General features: G+C 46.9%; 15 protein-coding genes. 8 read left to right on the top strand and 7 right to left on the bottom strand.

Annotated elements, in window-relative coordinates:
• Positions 1-13: 13 nt before the first annotated feature.
• The 7 genes from DP923_RS03085 to DP923_RS03055 all read left to right on the top strand — a co-directional run bounded on the left by DP923_RS03085 (position 14) and on the right by DP923_RS03055 (position 9008).
• A complete protein-coding gene (locus tag DP923_RS03085; RefSeq protein ID WP_112304233.1) occupies positions 14-1057 on the top strand; it encodes a sensor histidine kinase in 1044 nt (347 codons plus the stop codon).
• Positions 1032-1775: a LytR/AlgR family response regulator transcription factor gene (locus tag DP923_RS03080; RefSeq protein WP_112304231.1), complete on the top strand. Its 744-nt coding sequence runs from the start codon at positions 1032-1034 to the stop codon at positions 1773-1775. The genes DP923_RS03085 and DP923_RS03080 overlap by 26 nt, the downstream gene beginning before the upstream one ends.
• A gap of 237 nt (positions 1776-2012) precedes the next feature.
• Entirely contained in the window at positions 2013-2645 is a 633-nt protein-coding gene (locus DP923_RS03075) for a TetR/AcrR family transcriptional regulator (RefSeq protein WP_112304228.1), read from the top strand.
• A 29-nt stretch (positions 2646-2674) separates the two neighbouring features.
• Positions 2675-4144: a TolC family protein gene (locus DP923_RS03070; protein ID WP_112304226.1), complete on the top strand. Its 1470-nt coding sequence runs from the start codon at positions 2675-2677 to the stop codon at positions 4142-4144.
• Between the two features lie 21 nt (positions 4145-4165).
• Positions 4166-5317: an efflux RND transporter periplasmic adaptor subunit gene (locus DP923_RS03065; RefSeq protein ID WP_112304224.1), complete on the top strand. Its 1152-nt coding sequence runs from the start codon at positions 4166-4168 to the stop codon at positions 5315-5317.
• Positions 5318-5335: 18 nt separating this feature from the next.
• Positions 5336-8749: an efflux RND transporter permease subunit gene (locus tag DP923_RS03060; RefSeq protein ID WP_112304221.1), complete on the top strand. Its 3414-nt coding sequence runs from the start codon at positions 5336-5338 to the stop codon at positions 8747-8749.
• A gap of 4 nt (positions 8750-8753) precedes the next feature.
• The gene (locus DP923_RS03055) at positions 8754-9008 is read left to right on the top strand and encodes an acyl carrier protein (protein ID WP_112304220.1); all 255 of its coding nucleotides are present in this window, start codon (positions 8754-8756) and stop codon (positions 9006-9008) included.
• A 177-nt stretch (positions 9009-9185) separates the two neighbouring features.
• On the opposite strand, the gene DP923_RS03050 is transcribed toward DP923_RS03055, so the two are convergent.
• From DP923_RS03050 to DP923_RS03035, 4 genes are all read right to left on the bottom strand, one after another.
• Entirely contained in the window at positions 9186-9926 is a 741-nt protein-coding gene (locus DP923_RS03050; RefSeq protein WP_112304218.1) for a M48 family metallopeptidase, read from the bottom strand.
• 238 nt (positions 9927-10164) lie between these two features.
• Positions 10165-10386, bottom strand: a complete 222-nt coding sequence (locus DP923_RS16770; protein WP_207801927.1) for a hypothetical protein — start codon at positions 10384-10386, stop codon at positions 10165-10167.
• A gap of 17 nt (positions 10387-10403) precedes the next feature.
• A complete protein-coding gene (locus tag DP923_RS03040; RefSeq protein WP_112304788.1) occupies positions 10404-10955 on the bottom strand; it encodes a YkvA family protein in 552 nt (183 codons plus the stop codon).
• A 183-nt stretch (positions 10956-11138) separates the two neighbouring features.
• Complete coding sequence (locus DP923_RS03035; protein WP_112304216.1) at positions 11139-11777, bottom strand: C40 family peptidase; 639 nt, start codon at positions 11775-11777, stop codon at positions 11139-11141.
• Between the two features lie 289 nt (positions 11778-12066).
• Here DP923_RS03035 and DP923_RS03030 point away from each other — a divergent pair, with 289 nt between their 5' ends.
• Positions 12067-12444 (top strand): hypothetical protein, encoded by a 378-nt coding sequence (locus DP923_RS03030; protein ID WP_112304214.1) that lies wholly within the window; start codon positions 12067-12069, stop codon positions 12442-12444.
• A 254-nt stretch (positions 12445-12698) separates the two neighbouring features.
• Here DP923_RS03030 and DP923_RS03025 read toward each other — a convergent pair whose 3' ends face one another.
• From DP923_RS03025 to DP923_RS03015, 3 genes are all read right to left on the bottom strand, one after another.
• Positions 12699-13040 (bottom strand): zinc ribbon domain-containing protein YjdM, encoded by a 342-nt coding sequence (locus DP923_RS03025; protein ID WP_112304211.1) that lies wholly within the window; start codon positions 13038-13040, stop codon positions 12699-12701.
• An 80-nt stretch (positions 13041-13120) separates the two neighbouring features.
• Positions 13121-13546 carry a 2-dehydro-3-deoxyphosphooctonate aldolase gene (locus tag DP923_RS03020; protein WP_112304209.1) on the bottom strand — a complete coding sequence of 142 codons (426 nt, stop codon included), beginning with the start codon at positions 13544-13546 and terminating at the stop codon, positions 13121-13123.
• 184 nt (positions 13547-13730) lie between these two features.
• Positions 13731-14363, bottom strand: a complete 633-nt coding sequence (locus DP923_RS03015) for a thioredoxin family protein (RefSeq protein WP_112304207.1) — start codon at positions 14361-14363, stop codon at positions 13731-13733.
• Positions 14364-14372 lie beyond the last annotated feature (9 nt).

Here is a 14372-nt window from a genome sequence, read left to right as displayed (position 1 = left end):
TTATACTTTGCTGATGGCTCCACAGCGTGTAATCTGGCTATACCTGGCATGGGCGGCTTTCTGGTCGGGGGTGTTGGTGCTGGTACTTTTGCCGGCGCATTACAACCTGCACCTTACCATAAAAGATGCGTTGCTTTACAATACATTGCTTACCATAGCGGGTTATGCGGCAGGTTCAGGTCTGCGTTATTACCAACCTAACTTGCGGCAGGGCGCTTTTCTGCTGGGCTGGAGCATGGGGTTGTCCGGTCTTTGTACGCTGGTGTACAGTTACCTGGTAGGCAAATTCATCAAAGAACAGGCGTACCTGGCATTTATAGATAATACGTTGCCGATGCGGGTGGTTTTTGGCTGGCTGCTACTGCTGGTGTTGCTTTTGATAAACTGGTTCTGGTACTACATTAAAGAGCAGCGCCTGTTGGAAGAACGCAAAACGGCAACCGAAAAACTGGCCCGCGAAGCAGAACTTTATACCTTACGGCAGCAATTGCAGCCGCACTTTCTGTTCAACAGCCTGAACTCGATCAGTGCTCTGGTAGTGACGCAGCCCAAACAAGCCCGCCTGATGGTGCAGCAGCTGTCAGATTTTTTAAGAGGGACGCTCCACAAAGAAAACCAGCAACAGGTACCACTAGCCGATGAATTGGTACAACTGCAACTCTACCTCGAGATAGAAAAAGTGCGTTTCGGGCATCGGCTGCAAACAGCTGTAGAAGTAGGTGAGGGCACTGAAAACATGCAGCTGCCTGCTTTATTGCTGCAACCGCTCGTTGAGAATGCCATTAAATTCGGTTTGTACGGCACTACCGGCGATACCACCATTACGGTGCAGGCGCAGGCCGAAGAAAATTACCTGGTCATACTTATCCGGAACCCGTTCGATGCGGATTCGGTGCGCACCAACGAAGGCACGGGCTTTGGCCTGAGCTCGGTAAAACGCAGGTTATACTTGCTGTTTGCGCGCCACGATCTGCTACACACCCAGCAAGTGGAAAATCAGTTTACAACCACAATCAAAATCCCGCAGAACTATGATAAAATGCCTGATAATAGATGATGAGCCGCTTGCCCGCAGCATCGTAGCCGAGTATCTGATGCAACACCCCAGCCTGACAATTCTGCAGGAATGCGGCGATGGATTTGAAGGTATAAAAGCGATAAAGCAGCACGAGCCCGACCTCATTTTCCTGGATATACAGATGCCGAAAATAAACGGGTTTGAGATGCTGGAACTGCTGGACCAGAAGCCGGGCGTTATCTTTACAACTGCATTCGATAATTATGCCCTGAAAGCGTTCGAAACCAATGCAATCGATTACCTGCTGAAGCCTTTCAGCCAGGAGCGTTTTGATGCCGCACTTAAAAAGTGGCAGGAAAAACGAAGTATGGAAAGTATAGAAAAGCAGGCCGCAGCCTTAAACGAGGCGCCCGCTAAACAGCCTGAAGAACGTGCCCGCATCGTGGTGAAAGCCGGAAACGATATCCGTATTATCGCGGTGCAGGATGTTTTATACTTTGAAGCCTACGATGATTATGTAAAGATTCATACCAAAGACGGCCTGTTCCTGAAAAAGAAAACAATGGGCTATTACGAGCAAACCCTGGATCCGGCACAGTTTGTTCGGGTGCATCGTTCTTTTATGATGCCGGTGGCGCAACTTACCCGCATCGAACCCTTCGAGAAAGACAGCCATGTCGCTTTGCTTAAAAATGGCGTTCGTGTACCGCTCAGCAAAGCCGGCTACACAAAACTACGTGCCGTGTTAGGGTTATAAGTCGGCGCAAAAGTTTATACTTTCAGATGGTGAGGGTAGCCTCTAACGCGCTTCTGCTCTGCCTTATGTTTAGGTTGATCTACTAAATAATCTGTGCCATCTGCGTTTTTGTACTTTGTAAGGTCCTGTAAATCAATAATATTTAAGAATTCAATTTCAAAGGATTTTACAAAATAATGACGCAGGAAACTTTGGGTATGAAAAATGTTTCCATAGTTTTATGGCGAATTTACAGCCATGCTAACAACCGAACCAACCACTCATCAACACAAAATAGCAACTGCGGCTTTTGGCCTCTTTTGCCAGAAAGGCATCAAAAGTATAACCATGGACGATATTGCGCAGCATCTGGGCATGTCCAAAAAAACGATTTACAAATGGTTCACCAATAAAGACCAGATCGTTTACGCCTCCACCAGCAGCTACCTGCAGGCAGCAGAGCAGGAATGCGAGGATTTTATCACGAACTCAGCCAACGCCATAGAAGAACTACTTCAAGTTATCGGCATGACGAAGCGTGTTTTTTCTACCCTGCACGCGTCCATTTTTTTTGATCTGCAGAAGTACCATCGCACCAGTTGGGAGCTTTGGGTGCAGCACAAAGAGCAGTTTATACTCGAAAAGATACGGCAGAACATACAGAGAGGCATAAACGAAGGGCTTTACAGAAAAGACCTGGACGTGGAAGTACTGGCCCGTATGCGCCTGATCATGATCGAACTGCCCTTTAACCCGCTGCTTTTTCCGCCCCAGGATTTTGAAGTAACCCAGGTGCAGCTATCTATTTTAGAACTCTACATGATGGGAATGGCCACGCTAAAAGGCCATAAGCTGATAAACGACTACAAGCACATCACCGAAGACGAATAACCCGACCACTACCTACACAAAATAAAACCATGAAAAAAAGTATAAACCTGCTGGCCATATGCTTTGCTTTGTCAGGAGCCTTCCGGGCAAGCGGGCAGCAGGCACCGCAAGCGTTTAGCCTGCAGCAAAGTATAAGCTACGCCCTCCAAAACCGGCCAAATCTGAAAGCCAACCAGAACGAGGAAAAAATTGCCAAAGCCCGTGTGGGCGAGATCCGGGCGATGGGCTTGCCGCAGATCGATATTGCAGCCGATGTAAGCAACAACTTTATACAACAGAAAACCCTGCTCGACCCCAGCGGTTTTGCCGGCCCGGAGCTCGATCCGTTTGTGATTACACCGGAGCAACTGAACGGGCAGCAGCCCATCGTTTTAACGCCTGCTTACTCAGACCGCGAACTCCCGGAAAATACGCCGCTCCAGGTTATCACCTTCACGCAGCCTTATACCGGAAGTATAGGCATCAACGGGAGCCAGTTGTTGTTCGATGGCTCGTACCTGATCGGGTTGAAAGCCGCCAAAACCTATACCGAGTTATCCCGCAAAACAACCGCCCAAACCGAAATAGACATTGCAGAGCAGGTAAGTAAAGCTTATTACAGCGTGCTGGTAAGCGGAGCGCGTATGGCGCTGCTCGACCAAAACCTGGTGCGGCTGGATACTTTGCTGTACCAGACAAAAGTGATGTTTGAGAATGGTGTAGCCGAAAAACTGGATGTAGACCGCCTGCAGGTATCGTTAAATAACCTGAAAGTTGAAAAGCAGAAAGCAGAACGACTGGCAGCCTTAAGCGAAAGCCTGCTTAAATTCCAGATGGGCTTGCCGCAACGCCAGCCCATTTTGCTAACCGATAAGCTGGCAGAAGTACAGGTAGATATTGCCACAATCAATACAAACGATTTTAATTACAACAGCCGCATCGAGTATTCTATTCTGGAAACGCAGCGCGACCTGGCAGACCTGGATATGCGCAACAAACGATCCGGTTACCTGCCCAAATTATACTTAACAGCCCGCTATGGCTATAACGGTGTGGGTAGTTCGTTGTCGGATGTGCTGAATGTGCGCGCCGGGGCCAATAATAACATAGACCGCAACTGGTTCGATTTCGGGTTTGTGGGCGTGCAGTTGCAAGTGCCTGTTTTTGATGGCTTACGCAAGCATTACCAGATACAGCAAGCCAGGCTGGCCGTAGAAAATGCAAAGTATGGCTTCGAAACCATCCGGCAAAGTATAGACCTCGAACTGGTGCAAGCAACCACCGAACTCACCAACGCCCTGGATGTGCTCGATTCGCAGCAGGAAAACCTCGCCCTTGCCCAGGAAATTGCGCGCGTGACCAAAATCAAGTTTCAGGAAGGCGTAGGCGCTAACCTGGAAGTAGTAACCGCCGAAACAGAACTCCGCCAGGCCCAGACCAACTATTACGCCGCCATGTATGATGCCTTAATTGCGAAGGTAAACCTCGACAAAGCTACCGGCAAACTCCTCACAAAATAAAACGAAGAAAAGCAGCAACACATGAAAAATATAATTCTGATGGTAGCAGCTGCCCTGGTTTTTGGGGTGGCTTCCTGCGGCGAAAGTAACGATAAAGCGACACAACTCACATCCCTGAAAAAACAGCAGGCTGAAATTGAAAGCCAGATTGCGGCGCTCGAAAAAGAACTGAAAGCAGACGGCAATGCTACCGTAGCAGAAAGGAAAACGGTTCCGGTATCGGTGGAAACAATGGAGACAGACACGTTCCGGCATTACCTCGAAATGCAGGGGCGAGCAGATTTTGACCAGAACGTGCTCGTGAGTTCTAAAGTGCCGGGCGTGCTCACCAGTATAAAAGTAACGCGTGGCGATAAGGTAAGCAAAGGACAAACCATGGCTACTATAGATGCGCAGGTGCTGGAGCAAAGTTTAGCCGAACTCAGAACCCGCCTCGATCTGGCCCGCATCGCGTTCGAAAAACAGCAGAACCTCTGGAACCAGAAGATCGGCACCGAAATGCAATACCTCACAGCCAAAAATAACAAAGAAGCTCTCGAGCGCAGCCTGGCAACGCTGCAGCAGCAACGCGACCAGTACAATGTAAAATCCCCGATCAGTGGGGTGGTAGATGATGTGATGCCGAATGCAGGAGAGGCCGTAGCGCCGGGCGTGGGTATTATCCGGGTGGTGAATACGCAGGGTGGCAAAATTGTGGCGGAGGTATCGGAAGCTTATCTGTCCAAAATTAAGAAAGGCGATCCGGCTATGGTGTTCTTTCCTGATCTGAATAAAGAAATTGAAACGACGGTACGGGAAGTCAGCCAGTTTATAGACCCCGGCAGCCGCACCTTTACGGTAGAACTTAGCTTAAAAAACCAAAAGGATATTCAGTTGCGGCCTAACCTGGTAGCAGTGGTGCGCATTCAGGATTACAAAAAGGAGAATACACTTATACTTCCTGTTAACCTGGTACAGAAAGATGAAGAATCGGAGTATGTGTACGTGGCTACTAAAACTGGTAACGGTTATATAGCCAGCAAGAAAGAGATCGAAACCGGTATGACCTATAAAGGTCAGGTAGAAGTACTGAAAGGGCTTGCCGTAAACGAACAGGTGATAACAGCCGGTTATCAGAACCTGAACGAAGGCCAGCCATTGGTAGTAAGTCAGTTAGGTACAGCGAGCAAGTAAACCCCAAGCCGCAAAGCCATGAAAGAATTTAAACCGACCAGCTGGTCCATCGATAACAAGACCAGTATCTACATCATCACGCTGATCGTAGCCATAGCCGGCATTTTCTCTTACATCAAGATACAGAAAGAGAGCTTCCCGGATATTGTGGTGCCGATGATCTTTGTGGGTACGATACACCCCGGCACGTCGCCTACGGATATGGAGAACCTGATCACGCGCCCCATCGAAAAGCAGTTGAAAGCGCTGTCTGGTGTAAAGGATGTCACCTCCAATTCGATGCAGGATTTCTCGATGATCACGGTCGAATTTAACACTGATGTGGATGTAGTGGAAGCCAAGCAACTGGTAAAAGACGCCGTCGATAAAGCCCGCACCGACCTGCCCACCGACCTGGACCAGGACCCGAACGTGCAGGAAATGAACTTCTCTGAGTTTCCGATCATGTCCGTGAACGTATCTGGAAAGTATAGCCTGGACCAACTGAAAAAGTATGCCGAAGATGTACAGGACCGCATCGAAAGCCTGCCCGAAATAACCCGCGTGGATCTGATTGGAGCGCTGAATAAGGAAGTACAGGTAAACGTGGATATGTATAAGATGCAGGCCGCGCAGGTTACGTTTAACGATATCCAGACAGCCATTGCCCGCGAAAACATTACCATATCGGGAGGTAACGTAACCGTAGGCGAAATGAAGCGCTCTGTGCGCGTAGCAGGCCAGTACGCAGACCCCAACCGCATCGGCGATATTGTGATCCAATCAGCGGCAGGCGCCAACATCCAGTTAAAAGAGATAGCCGAAGTAAAAGAAGGTTTTGAAGAACAGGAAAGCTATGCCCGCTTAGATAATGCCCCGGTTATTACCCTGAACGTGATCAAGCGGAGCGGCGAAAACCTGATCGAAGCTTCCGATAAAATAGACGACCTGCTGGCAGAAATGCAGGCCTCCACGCTTCCCCGGGACCTGAAAATTACGGTTACAGGCGAGCAGGCCACCGATACGCGCCATACCTTAAATGATCTGATCAACACCATCATCATCGGGTTTGTGCTGGTAACGCTGATCCTGATGTTCTTTATGGGCACTACCAACGCCATTTTCGTTGGTTTGTCGGTTCCTATCTCCATGTTTCTGGCGTTTATTGTATTGCCCGTGCTTGGGTTTTCACTGAACATGATCGTGCTGTTCTCCTTCTTGCTGGCGCTAGGGATAGTGGTAGATGACGCCATTGTAGTAATCGAGAACACGCACCGCATTTTTCACCAGTCTGATTTACCGGTGGCAAAAGCGGCAAAAGTAGCGGCCGGTGAAGTTTTTCTGCCAGTTCTGGCAGGCACGCTTACCACGGTAGCACCCTTCCTGCCGCTGGCTTTCTGGCCCGGCATTGTAGGCGAGTTTATGTTTTACCTGCCCATTACCTTAATTATTACCCTGTTTGCTTCGTTGCTGGTAGCCTTTATTATGAACCCGGTTTTTGCGGTTTCCTTTATGGAGAAAGATGCTGAAAACCAACAGGCGCCCAAAGCCAGCAAGCGGTTTTTAAGTATAGCAGGTGCTGCTACACTAATAGCAATTATCTGTTACATAGCGGGTTGGTGGGGTACTGCAAACATTATCATGCTACTTGTGTTGCTGATCTTGCTGAACAAGTATGTCCTGACCGGCCTGATCCGAAGGTTCCAGCATGATTTGCTGCCGCGCTTTATGAACAGTTACGAGCGCTTGTTGCGCTGGGCATTGGCCGGCCGGAAACCAGTTGGCATTTTCATCGGCATTTTTATGCTGCTTTTTGTATCCGTTATGTTAATAGGTATACGGTCGCCTAAAGTGGTTTTTTTCCCGGAAAGCGACCCGAATTTTGTGTATACCTACATCCAGTTACCAGTTGGTACCGACCAGGCCGTAACTGACTCGGTGACCAAACTGATCGAAAAACGCATTTATAAGGTGATAGGTACAGATAACACGGATGTAGAATCGGTTATTTCGAATGTGGCCATTGGCGCAGGCGATATGAACGACCGCAGCACAACGGCGCAATCGCACAAAGCAAAAGTGACCGTTGCCTTTGTTGAGTTTATGGACCGGACCGGAGAGAAATCTTCCGCCCAGGTTTTAACGGAAATTCGGGAAGCGGTAAAAGGAATTCCAGGCACCGAAGTTACCGTAGACCAGGAGCAGAGTGGGCCGCCGGTGGGCAAGCCGATCAGTATCGAAATAGCAGGCGAAGACTTTACAGAACTGATCAGTTTATCTAAAAGCGTGGAACAGTACATTGCGCAGCAGGGCATACCTGGTATAGAAGGACTGAAGTCTGACCTGGAAGACAGCAAACCTGAGATCCTGATAAATATTGACAGGGAACGGGCAAACCGCGAAGGGCTATCTACGGGGCAGATTGGAATGGAAATACGCACTGCTATTTTTGGAGCCGAGGCCTCTAAGTTTAAAGAAGCAGAAGACGAGTACCCGATCCAGGTGCGCTACGCCGAGCCGTACAGAGAGAACATTGATGCCCTGCTGGATATGCGCATTACTTACCGCGATATGAACACCGGGCTGGTTCGCCAGATACCGCTCTCATCAGTGGCAAGTATAACGTATGGCAACACCTATGGCGGCATTAAACGCAAAGACCTGAAGCGTGTCGTTACCCTGGAGTCTAATGTGCTGGCAGGGTATAACGCCAACGAAATTGTGGGGCAGATAGAGCAGTCGTTACAGAATTTCCAGACGCCGGAAGGCTACCAGGTAAAAATGGGCGGGCAGCAGGAAGAACAACAGGAGTCGTTTGAGTTTTTGACTGTCGCATTTTTGGCAGCCTTCCTGCTTATTTTTCTGATCCTGGTAACACAGTTCAACTCCGTTTCGAAGCCCTTTATTATACTTTCGGAGGTGTTGTTCAGCATTATAGGTGTACTGATCGGGTTTGCGATTTTCGGAATGGATGTATCCATTGTGATGACAGGCGTAGGAATTATTGCGCTGGCCGGCATAGTCGTTAAAAATGGTATATTAATTGTGGAGTTTACTGACGTACTTTTAGCGGAAGGCAAAGAACTAAAGGATGCTATTGTAGAGGCGGGCAAAACAAGATTGAACCCTGTTCTGTTAACCGCTACAGCTACCATTCTGGGATTGGTGCCCCTCGCTTTGGGAATAAACCTTAACTTTTATACTTTATTTACAGCCTTTGAGCCCCACTTTTTTATGGGTGGCAGCAGTGCCGCCTTCTGGGGCCCTTTAGCCTGGACCATTATTTTCGGGTTAAGTTTTGCAACCATAGTAACGCTTCTGATCGTGCCGGTGATGTACCTGCTAAATGAGAAAGTGAAAGACAGCATAATAGGAAAAAAGAAGCGTGCGGCGCAGAAACTACAAGTAAGCGAACCGCACAAAAACGGAAAAGTAAGAGAATACACGATTTAAAACCATGCTTACAACCAATACCGCTATTGAAAAGGAGGTTATCCGCATCATTAGCAAAGCCAAAGAAATAAAGCCTGACAGATTGCAGATCGATAAGCGCTTAGACCGTGATTTTGGCTTTGATACCGTCGACCTGGTCGATATCATCCTGGCGCTGGAAAAGAGTTTCCATATCACCATTCCGGATGAAGTGCCTATTGACACCGTAGGGGACTTTGTTGATTTTGTAGCCACCCATACCATCCGGAAGGCCAGCTAACACCAAAGTAGAAAACAGAAAAAGCGAAGAGGTACCTCTTCGCTTTTTCTGTTTTCAGGTTAAAAATATGTGTCGGTTTATACTTTGTATATGGCTTTCTGCCTTCGTAAAACGAAGTATAAGCTTATCTGAAGTATAAAAGTAAAATAGAAGTAGAGTTTTGCGATAGCGTGCTGTTTAGTAAATGGAAATCCGGAATGCTTTCAGTTTTTTGTCGAGGACTTTAGAATCACCGCAGATCTTATCCAATAGCGTCCAGAAGCCGGGGCCGTGGTTTTTCTCAACAGTATGGGCCAGTTCGTGCAGAATCACGTAATCGCAAAGTGCATCAGGCAGGCGCATCAGGTGCAGGTTCAGGTTAATGTTGTTGGTATAAGAGCAACTTCCCCATCTGGCCTTGGCATTTTTGATGAACACGTTCTGGTAACTGAAACCAAATTTATTGGCAAAGTAGGCCACACGCGCCGGCAGGTATTCTTTTGCCTCGATGCGGTACGCTTCTTCCACCGATTTACGGATAAACTTTTGTACTTCGCTATCCGAAGCATCCTTAAATGCCGGGTAAAACACATTGATATACCCGTTCTCGATCACACAGCTCATGGTATACTTGGCGTGCGTTAGCAGGCGCAACGTATGGAACTTGGTCTTAAATTCTTTGGAGTCGTCGTAAATGGTAAGCTTCTCTTCCTGCTGCTGCATGCGCTCCTGGTTTTCGCGGATCCAGTCAGACTTGGTATAAATGAGTTGCTCAGCTTTTTCGAAACTGATATGCGGGGGTACGGCTACCCGTATGCCCTTTAGAGGCCTCACACTTATGCTAAGGCGTTTGGCCTTGTCGCTGCGCTCGATCAGCACCTTCCCGATGCCATCAATGTGGAGATTTAATGAACTAAGTCTTAAGAAAGATGATGACACTTGGCTAAATGTTAAAGTACAAAATGATCGAATCAAAGATAGAAAATAATTTCATTTAAAAGCTAGTGTATCAAGCCGTTTTGAAAGATTTTTATTAAAAATTGATATTTATATTGTACTATATTTTGCTACTTTAATTTACCTGGAATGCCTGTTTGATTAGAAAAATGCTAAAACTGCTATATACTAAAAAGGCCCGGATCCATAAGATCCGGGCCTTTTTATACTTTAAAAATGCCTACCGGATATTGCCGCCGGCAGGTACATCATCGTTGGGGTTTTTAGGTACACGGCTACTGTCTGTGGTAACGGCGCGCGCAATAGGCTCTTTGCTTTTGGCAGCATGATCCTGTGCGCTTGTGTTGTCCGCAGAGCCAGTTGTGTTAGCGGTGTGCTGCTCTTTTTGCTTTGCCGTGGAATCCTGTGCAATAATTTTCCATTCTCCTTTATTTTGATCCATAGCGTAGTTGGTTAGGTTTAAAATTCGCTGTTCGTTTCAGTAATAGTTCCCTGGCCGCGGTCGCTGTACTTAGGCGTGCCAAAGGAGTTGTCCGCATTGTGTACGATATCAGTAGAAGTTGGATGGGTTTCCGGGGCCTGTGGTGCCGACTGTTGTGTTGCTTCCCAATCGGTAAACCTGTCGAGCTCTGATTTTATACTTGTCATAAACCAGGCAATCAACGTGGCATCATCCAGGAAACCAAGCACCGGAATAAAATCCGGAATCAGGTCTATCGGCATCAGGAAATAAAGTATAACGGCAATGCCGCCCACTATAGTAGAGGTAGGAATACCTTTGTACTCCCCGGCCATGGCGGCCTTTATCATCCTGGAAAGAATCTGCAGGTTTTCCCATACTTCGCCAGCTATGGCGCCTACGCTTTTTTTAGCAGTTGCCTTTTTAAAAGCATCATTCAGCAGTTGTGCTACTTTGCTGGGGTGTTTCAGGTAGGTTTCTGCCTTCTCGAGTATGCGTTTAAAAAACGGGCTGTCGGCTATGTTCTTTCCTTCTGGTCGTTGTGTGTTCATGTGTTTATATACGTATAGGTCGTGGATTTGTAAGCGGGAATTGCCTGCGCTTAAAACTGGTGCAAGTTGCTTAAACAATTGGTAACCTGCTATACTTACAAGCTGTAAATTTGTTGTTGCCGGTACAAACAAAAAGCCCTGCAGTATGGGCTGCAGGGCTTCTTTCTCTGGTTTGGCTAAAAGTTAATTTACACGACCAGCCGCATAAAAGTTTTTACGGTAATATGGCTCTCGTAAAGAGCTTACCATGACGCCGCCATTGGTGGCAGAATGTATAAATTTATTTTCTTTGAGGTAGATGCCCACATGGAAAATGGGTTGCTTGGGGCTGCGCTTAAAAAATACCAGGTCGCCGGTGCGCATGCTGTCTTTTTTAATGCGCTCCACATCATCAAACATGGAACGTGAGCTGCGGCTAAGGTCGATGCCGTATACTTCGCGGTAAATGCTGGTTACGAACCCGGAGCAATCAGTGCCGCGTTTCGAGCTGCTGCCGTAGCGGTACGGGGTGCCAATCCATTTGGCAGCTGTTTTAACCAGCGATTTGTTTTGACTTGTCTCGAACCACAGGCCTAACCTTTTAGAGTAGAAACGCTCTTCGGCAGCTTCTTTTTTAGGTTTTGTTTCTTCATCCGGCAGGGTTGGGGCAGGCAACGAAAGCGCCAGCACCATGTCCTCGGGCGAGTTAATAGCGTAAGGAGAAATAAAGGTGGCGGCTACAGTTTCTGAGGGTGTTGCCGACTGGGCCGGCGTAGCATCGTAGAAATAAGAAAGAATGAGCGAAAATAATGCAAGCGCGCTCAGGATAATGTTTTTTGTCATCGGTTTAGCGTGTTTCCTACCCATGTAAAAAGGGTAAACAGTGGTCACCTTATACTTAGTGAATGATAAGCGAAATGGTACTATTTAAGCTGGAAGCCCGTTTTTGCAATTCGCTTTGCTTTAACTGGTTGCAAAGATAAGTGCAATTATTTTAAAAGCAAGTTTGCCATCAAACTTAAGGCTAACCTGTATCGTGTTGATCTGCTTGCTGGTGGTGCCGTATTAAAGCATAAAAGCAGGCTGACGCTATTTAAACGATAATTTAAAGTACAATTAGGGAGTGCAAAAAATGGAGTATAAAATTGTAGAACGTTCTTTATTTGCCCGTATTGCCCGGATGGTATTAAAAAGTAAAAATGTGGCGATGGTATTGGGCAAAAGCATCCATTTAAGCGGCGTAGACCGCCATACTTTTTTGCGGGACGAAGGCTGGGTGGCGCACGAACTCTGCCACATCCGGCAGTTTAAAGAGCACGGCTTTTTCAGGTTTTTGTGGCTGTACCTGCTCGAAAGTATGCGCGTAGGCTATTACCATAACAAGTATGAAGTGGAAGCCCGGATAGCCGGAACAAAGCATCTGCACCAGCTCCGGTACATGGCTGACACCTCCCCAGAAATAAAACCGGGCAGTTTGCCTTTGCCCACAGATGAGAAAGAAGCTGTTTAGCTTTTTATACTGAAATTATTCTCGCTGCCCTTGCTGCGTGTTTTCACCAGCAAGCTCTATGGGCCTAACGTATTGTTGTCGGTGAAAACACCAACAACGGCGGGTTTTGCCATGACAAGCTAAAACGCTAAACAGCTTTAAAGTATAAATCCGAAGTATAAACCTGGAAGGTTATAAAAAGGAAAGGCTGGCATACAACAGCGTTTTGTAAGAGAAACTCGTGCGTGCCAGCCTTGTTATACTTTTGAGGTTGATCAGGCTTTTCTGACGAATTCAGATTTCAGGGCCATCGAACCGAACCCGTCAATTTTGCAATCAATGTTGTGGTCGCCGTCTGTTAAGCGGATGTTTTTTACTTTGGTACCGGCCTTTACAGGTTTCGGAGCGCCTTTCACAGGCAGGTCTTTTACGACCACTACCGAATCTCCGTTCTGCAATACGTTTCCGTTCGCATCCAGCACTTGCAGGCCGGTTTCTTCAGTCGCTTCTGCCGGGTTCCACTCGGTTCCGCAATCCGGGCAAGTGTAGGTATCTTCTCCTGAAGCGTAGCCATACGGCGAGCTACAGTTCGGGCATTGTTTCATTTCTTCAGACATGGCGCAATTTAATATTTTAAGATGAGAAGATTGACTTTACAGTTAGATTAAACTGCTATCGCTTCGCATGATTATATCAACTAATACCTCTTTATTGTAAACCCAACTGGAGCTTTCAATTCGCCATAATCATACATGTTTATAAAGATTGATATTGTGTCTTTAGAGCCTTCCCAAGTTACTCTGTAATTATCCAGCATGGCCTTGCCCATATACCCATTTTTACTGTTTACCGGACAGCAGCTTCCTGCTCTGTAATAACTAACAGCTTCTCCATTGGGTCCAGCTAAGCTATTCAAAAATCTTCTTTCATTTAATGGACCTATCTCTTTATCTACCCCACCAACTTCAACTGGATTTTTATTAGACAAGCCATACGTTGGATCTGTTGCAATTTCTGTTAATAAGAAGGTTCGGTTATCTTTAAGTTCTGTTTTTACTATCTTTTCTGTAGTTGAACACGAGAAAAGTAATAGTGAAATACTCAGATAGATTATTTTTTTCATGTATATGTTCAGATGAGTTTTTATCTGTTTAAAACACAAACATATAGGTATTAATCTTAAATGCAACTATATCTATATTTAGCATTTTATATGTAGAACATTGATTTTTATTCCTTACCCACTCAAACAAAAAAAAGCAGCTGCCCGAACTTCGAACAACTGCTTCTATACTTTAGCTAAACGGCTAGGATTGTTTCCATTTGATGGTGCAACCGATGGCTTTGGTGGTTGGTTGGGCGATCTGTTTGCCGGTGATCAGTTCATCAAGGGCAGCTTCGGCGTACTTCTTTTCTACCTTGCTGGCGTCTTTGTAGTTGTCGTCTATCGCGCCAATGTAAGCTACCTTAAAGGTGCCGTCTTTTTGCTTTTCTACGATGTATAAGTGTGGCGTACGGGTAGCGCCGTAGGCTTTTGTAATTTCCTGGGTTTGGTCATACACGTAAGCAAACGGGAATTTCTTGTCTTTGGCGCGTTGCTGCATATCGCTGTAAGAGTCCTTTGGCGATGCTTTTACATCGTTGGGGTTGATGGCGATAACCGGGTAACCTTTGGGCGCATACTTGTTGTGCAGGGCAATGATGCGGTCTTCGTAAGCCACAGCATAAGGGCAGGTGTTGCAGGTAAACGTTACGATAAAGCCTTTCGCATTTTTCTGGTCGGCCATCGAAACCATTTTGCCATCCACATTTTTCAACTTGAAATCGCGAGCCGTATCGCCTACCGCATAACCGGATTCGGAGCGTGGCACAGCTGCCAGCAGCAGGCCCACAAACAGCAGGCACAGCGTGTAGATCATCGGGATTTTAGCGTTTTTCATACAGTTTTA

It is taken from the genome of Pontibacter arcticus (assembly GCF_003284895.1).
Classification (GTDB): Bacteria; Bacteroidota; Bacteroidia; order Cytophagales; family Hymenobacteraceae; genus Pontibacter; species Pontibacter arcticus.
This window is presented reverse-complemented; position numbering and strand designations above follow the sequence as displayed.

Excerpts from the sequence above, each read along its gene's own strand:
- DP923_RS03085 (WP_112304233.1), top strand. The coding sequence starts at position 14 with ATGGCTCCACAGCGTGTAATCTGGCTATACCTGGCATGGGCGGCTTTC.
- DP923_RS03080 (WP_112304231.1), top strand. The coding sequence starts at position 1,032 with ATGATAAAATGCCTGATAATAGATGATGAGCCGCTTGCCCGCAGCATC.
- DP923_RS03075 (WP_112304228.1), top strand. The coding sequence starts at position 2,013 with ATGCTAACAACCGAACCAACCACTCATCAACACAAAATAGCAACTGCG.
- DP923_RS03070 (WP_112304226.1), top strand. The coding sequence starts at position 2,675 with ATGAAAAAAAGTATAAACCTGCTGGCCATATGCTTTGCTTTGTCAGGA.
- DP923_RS03065 (WP_112304224.1), top strand. The coding sequence starts at position 4,166 with ATGAAAAATATAATTCTGATGGTAGCAGCTGCCCTGGTTTTTGGGGTG.
- DP923_RS03060 (WP_112304221.1), top strand. The coding sequence starts at position 5,336 with ATGAAAGAATTTAAACCGACCAGCTGGTCCATCGATAACAAGACCAGT.
- DP923_RS03055 (WP_112304220.1), top strand. The coding sequence starts at position 8,754 with ATGCTTACAACCAATACCGCTATTGAAAAGGAGGTTATCCGCATCATT.
- DP923_RS16770 (WP_207801927.1), bottom strand. The coding sequence starts at position 10,386 with ATGGATCAAAATAAAGGAGAATGGAAAATTATTGCACAGGATTCCACG.
- DP923_RS03040 (WP_112304788.1), bottom strand. The coding sequence starts at position 10,955 with ATGAACACACAACGACCAGAAGGAAAGAACATAGCCGACAGCCCGTTT.
- DP923_RS03035 (WP_112304216.1), bottom strand. The coding sequence starts at position 11,777 with ATGACAAAAAACATTATCCTGAGCGCGCTTGCATTATTTTCGCTCATT.
- DP923_RS03030 (WP_112304214.1), top strand. The coding sequence starts at position 12,067 with ATGGAGTATAAAATTGTAGAACGTTCTTTATTTGCCCGTATTGCCCGG.
- DP923_RS03025 (WP_112304211.1), bottom strand. The coding sequence starts at position 13,040 with ATGTCTGAAGAAATGAAACAATGCCCGAACTGTAGCTCGCCGTATGGC.
- DP923_RS03020 (WP_112304209.1), bottom strand. The coding sequence starts at position 13,546 with ATGAAAAAAATAATCTATCTGAGTATTTCACTATTACTTTTCTCGTGT.
- DP923_RS03015 (WP_112304207.1), bottom strand. The coding sequence starts at position 14,363 with ATGAAAAACGCTAAAATCCCGATGATCTACACGCTGTGCCTGCTGTTT.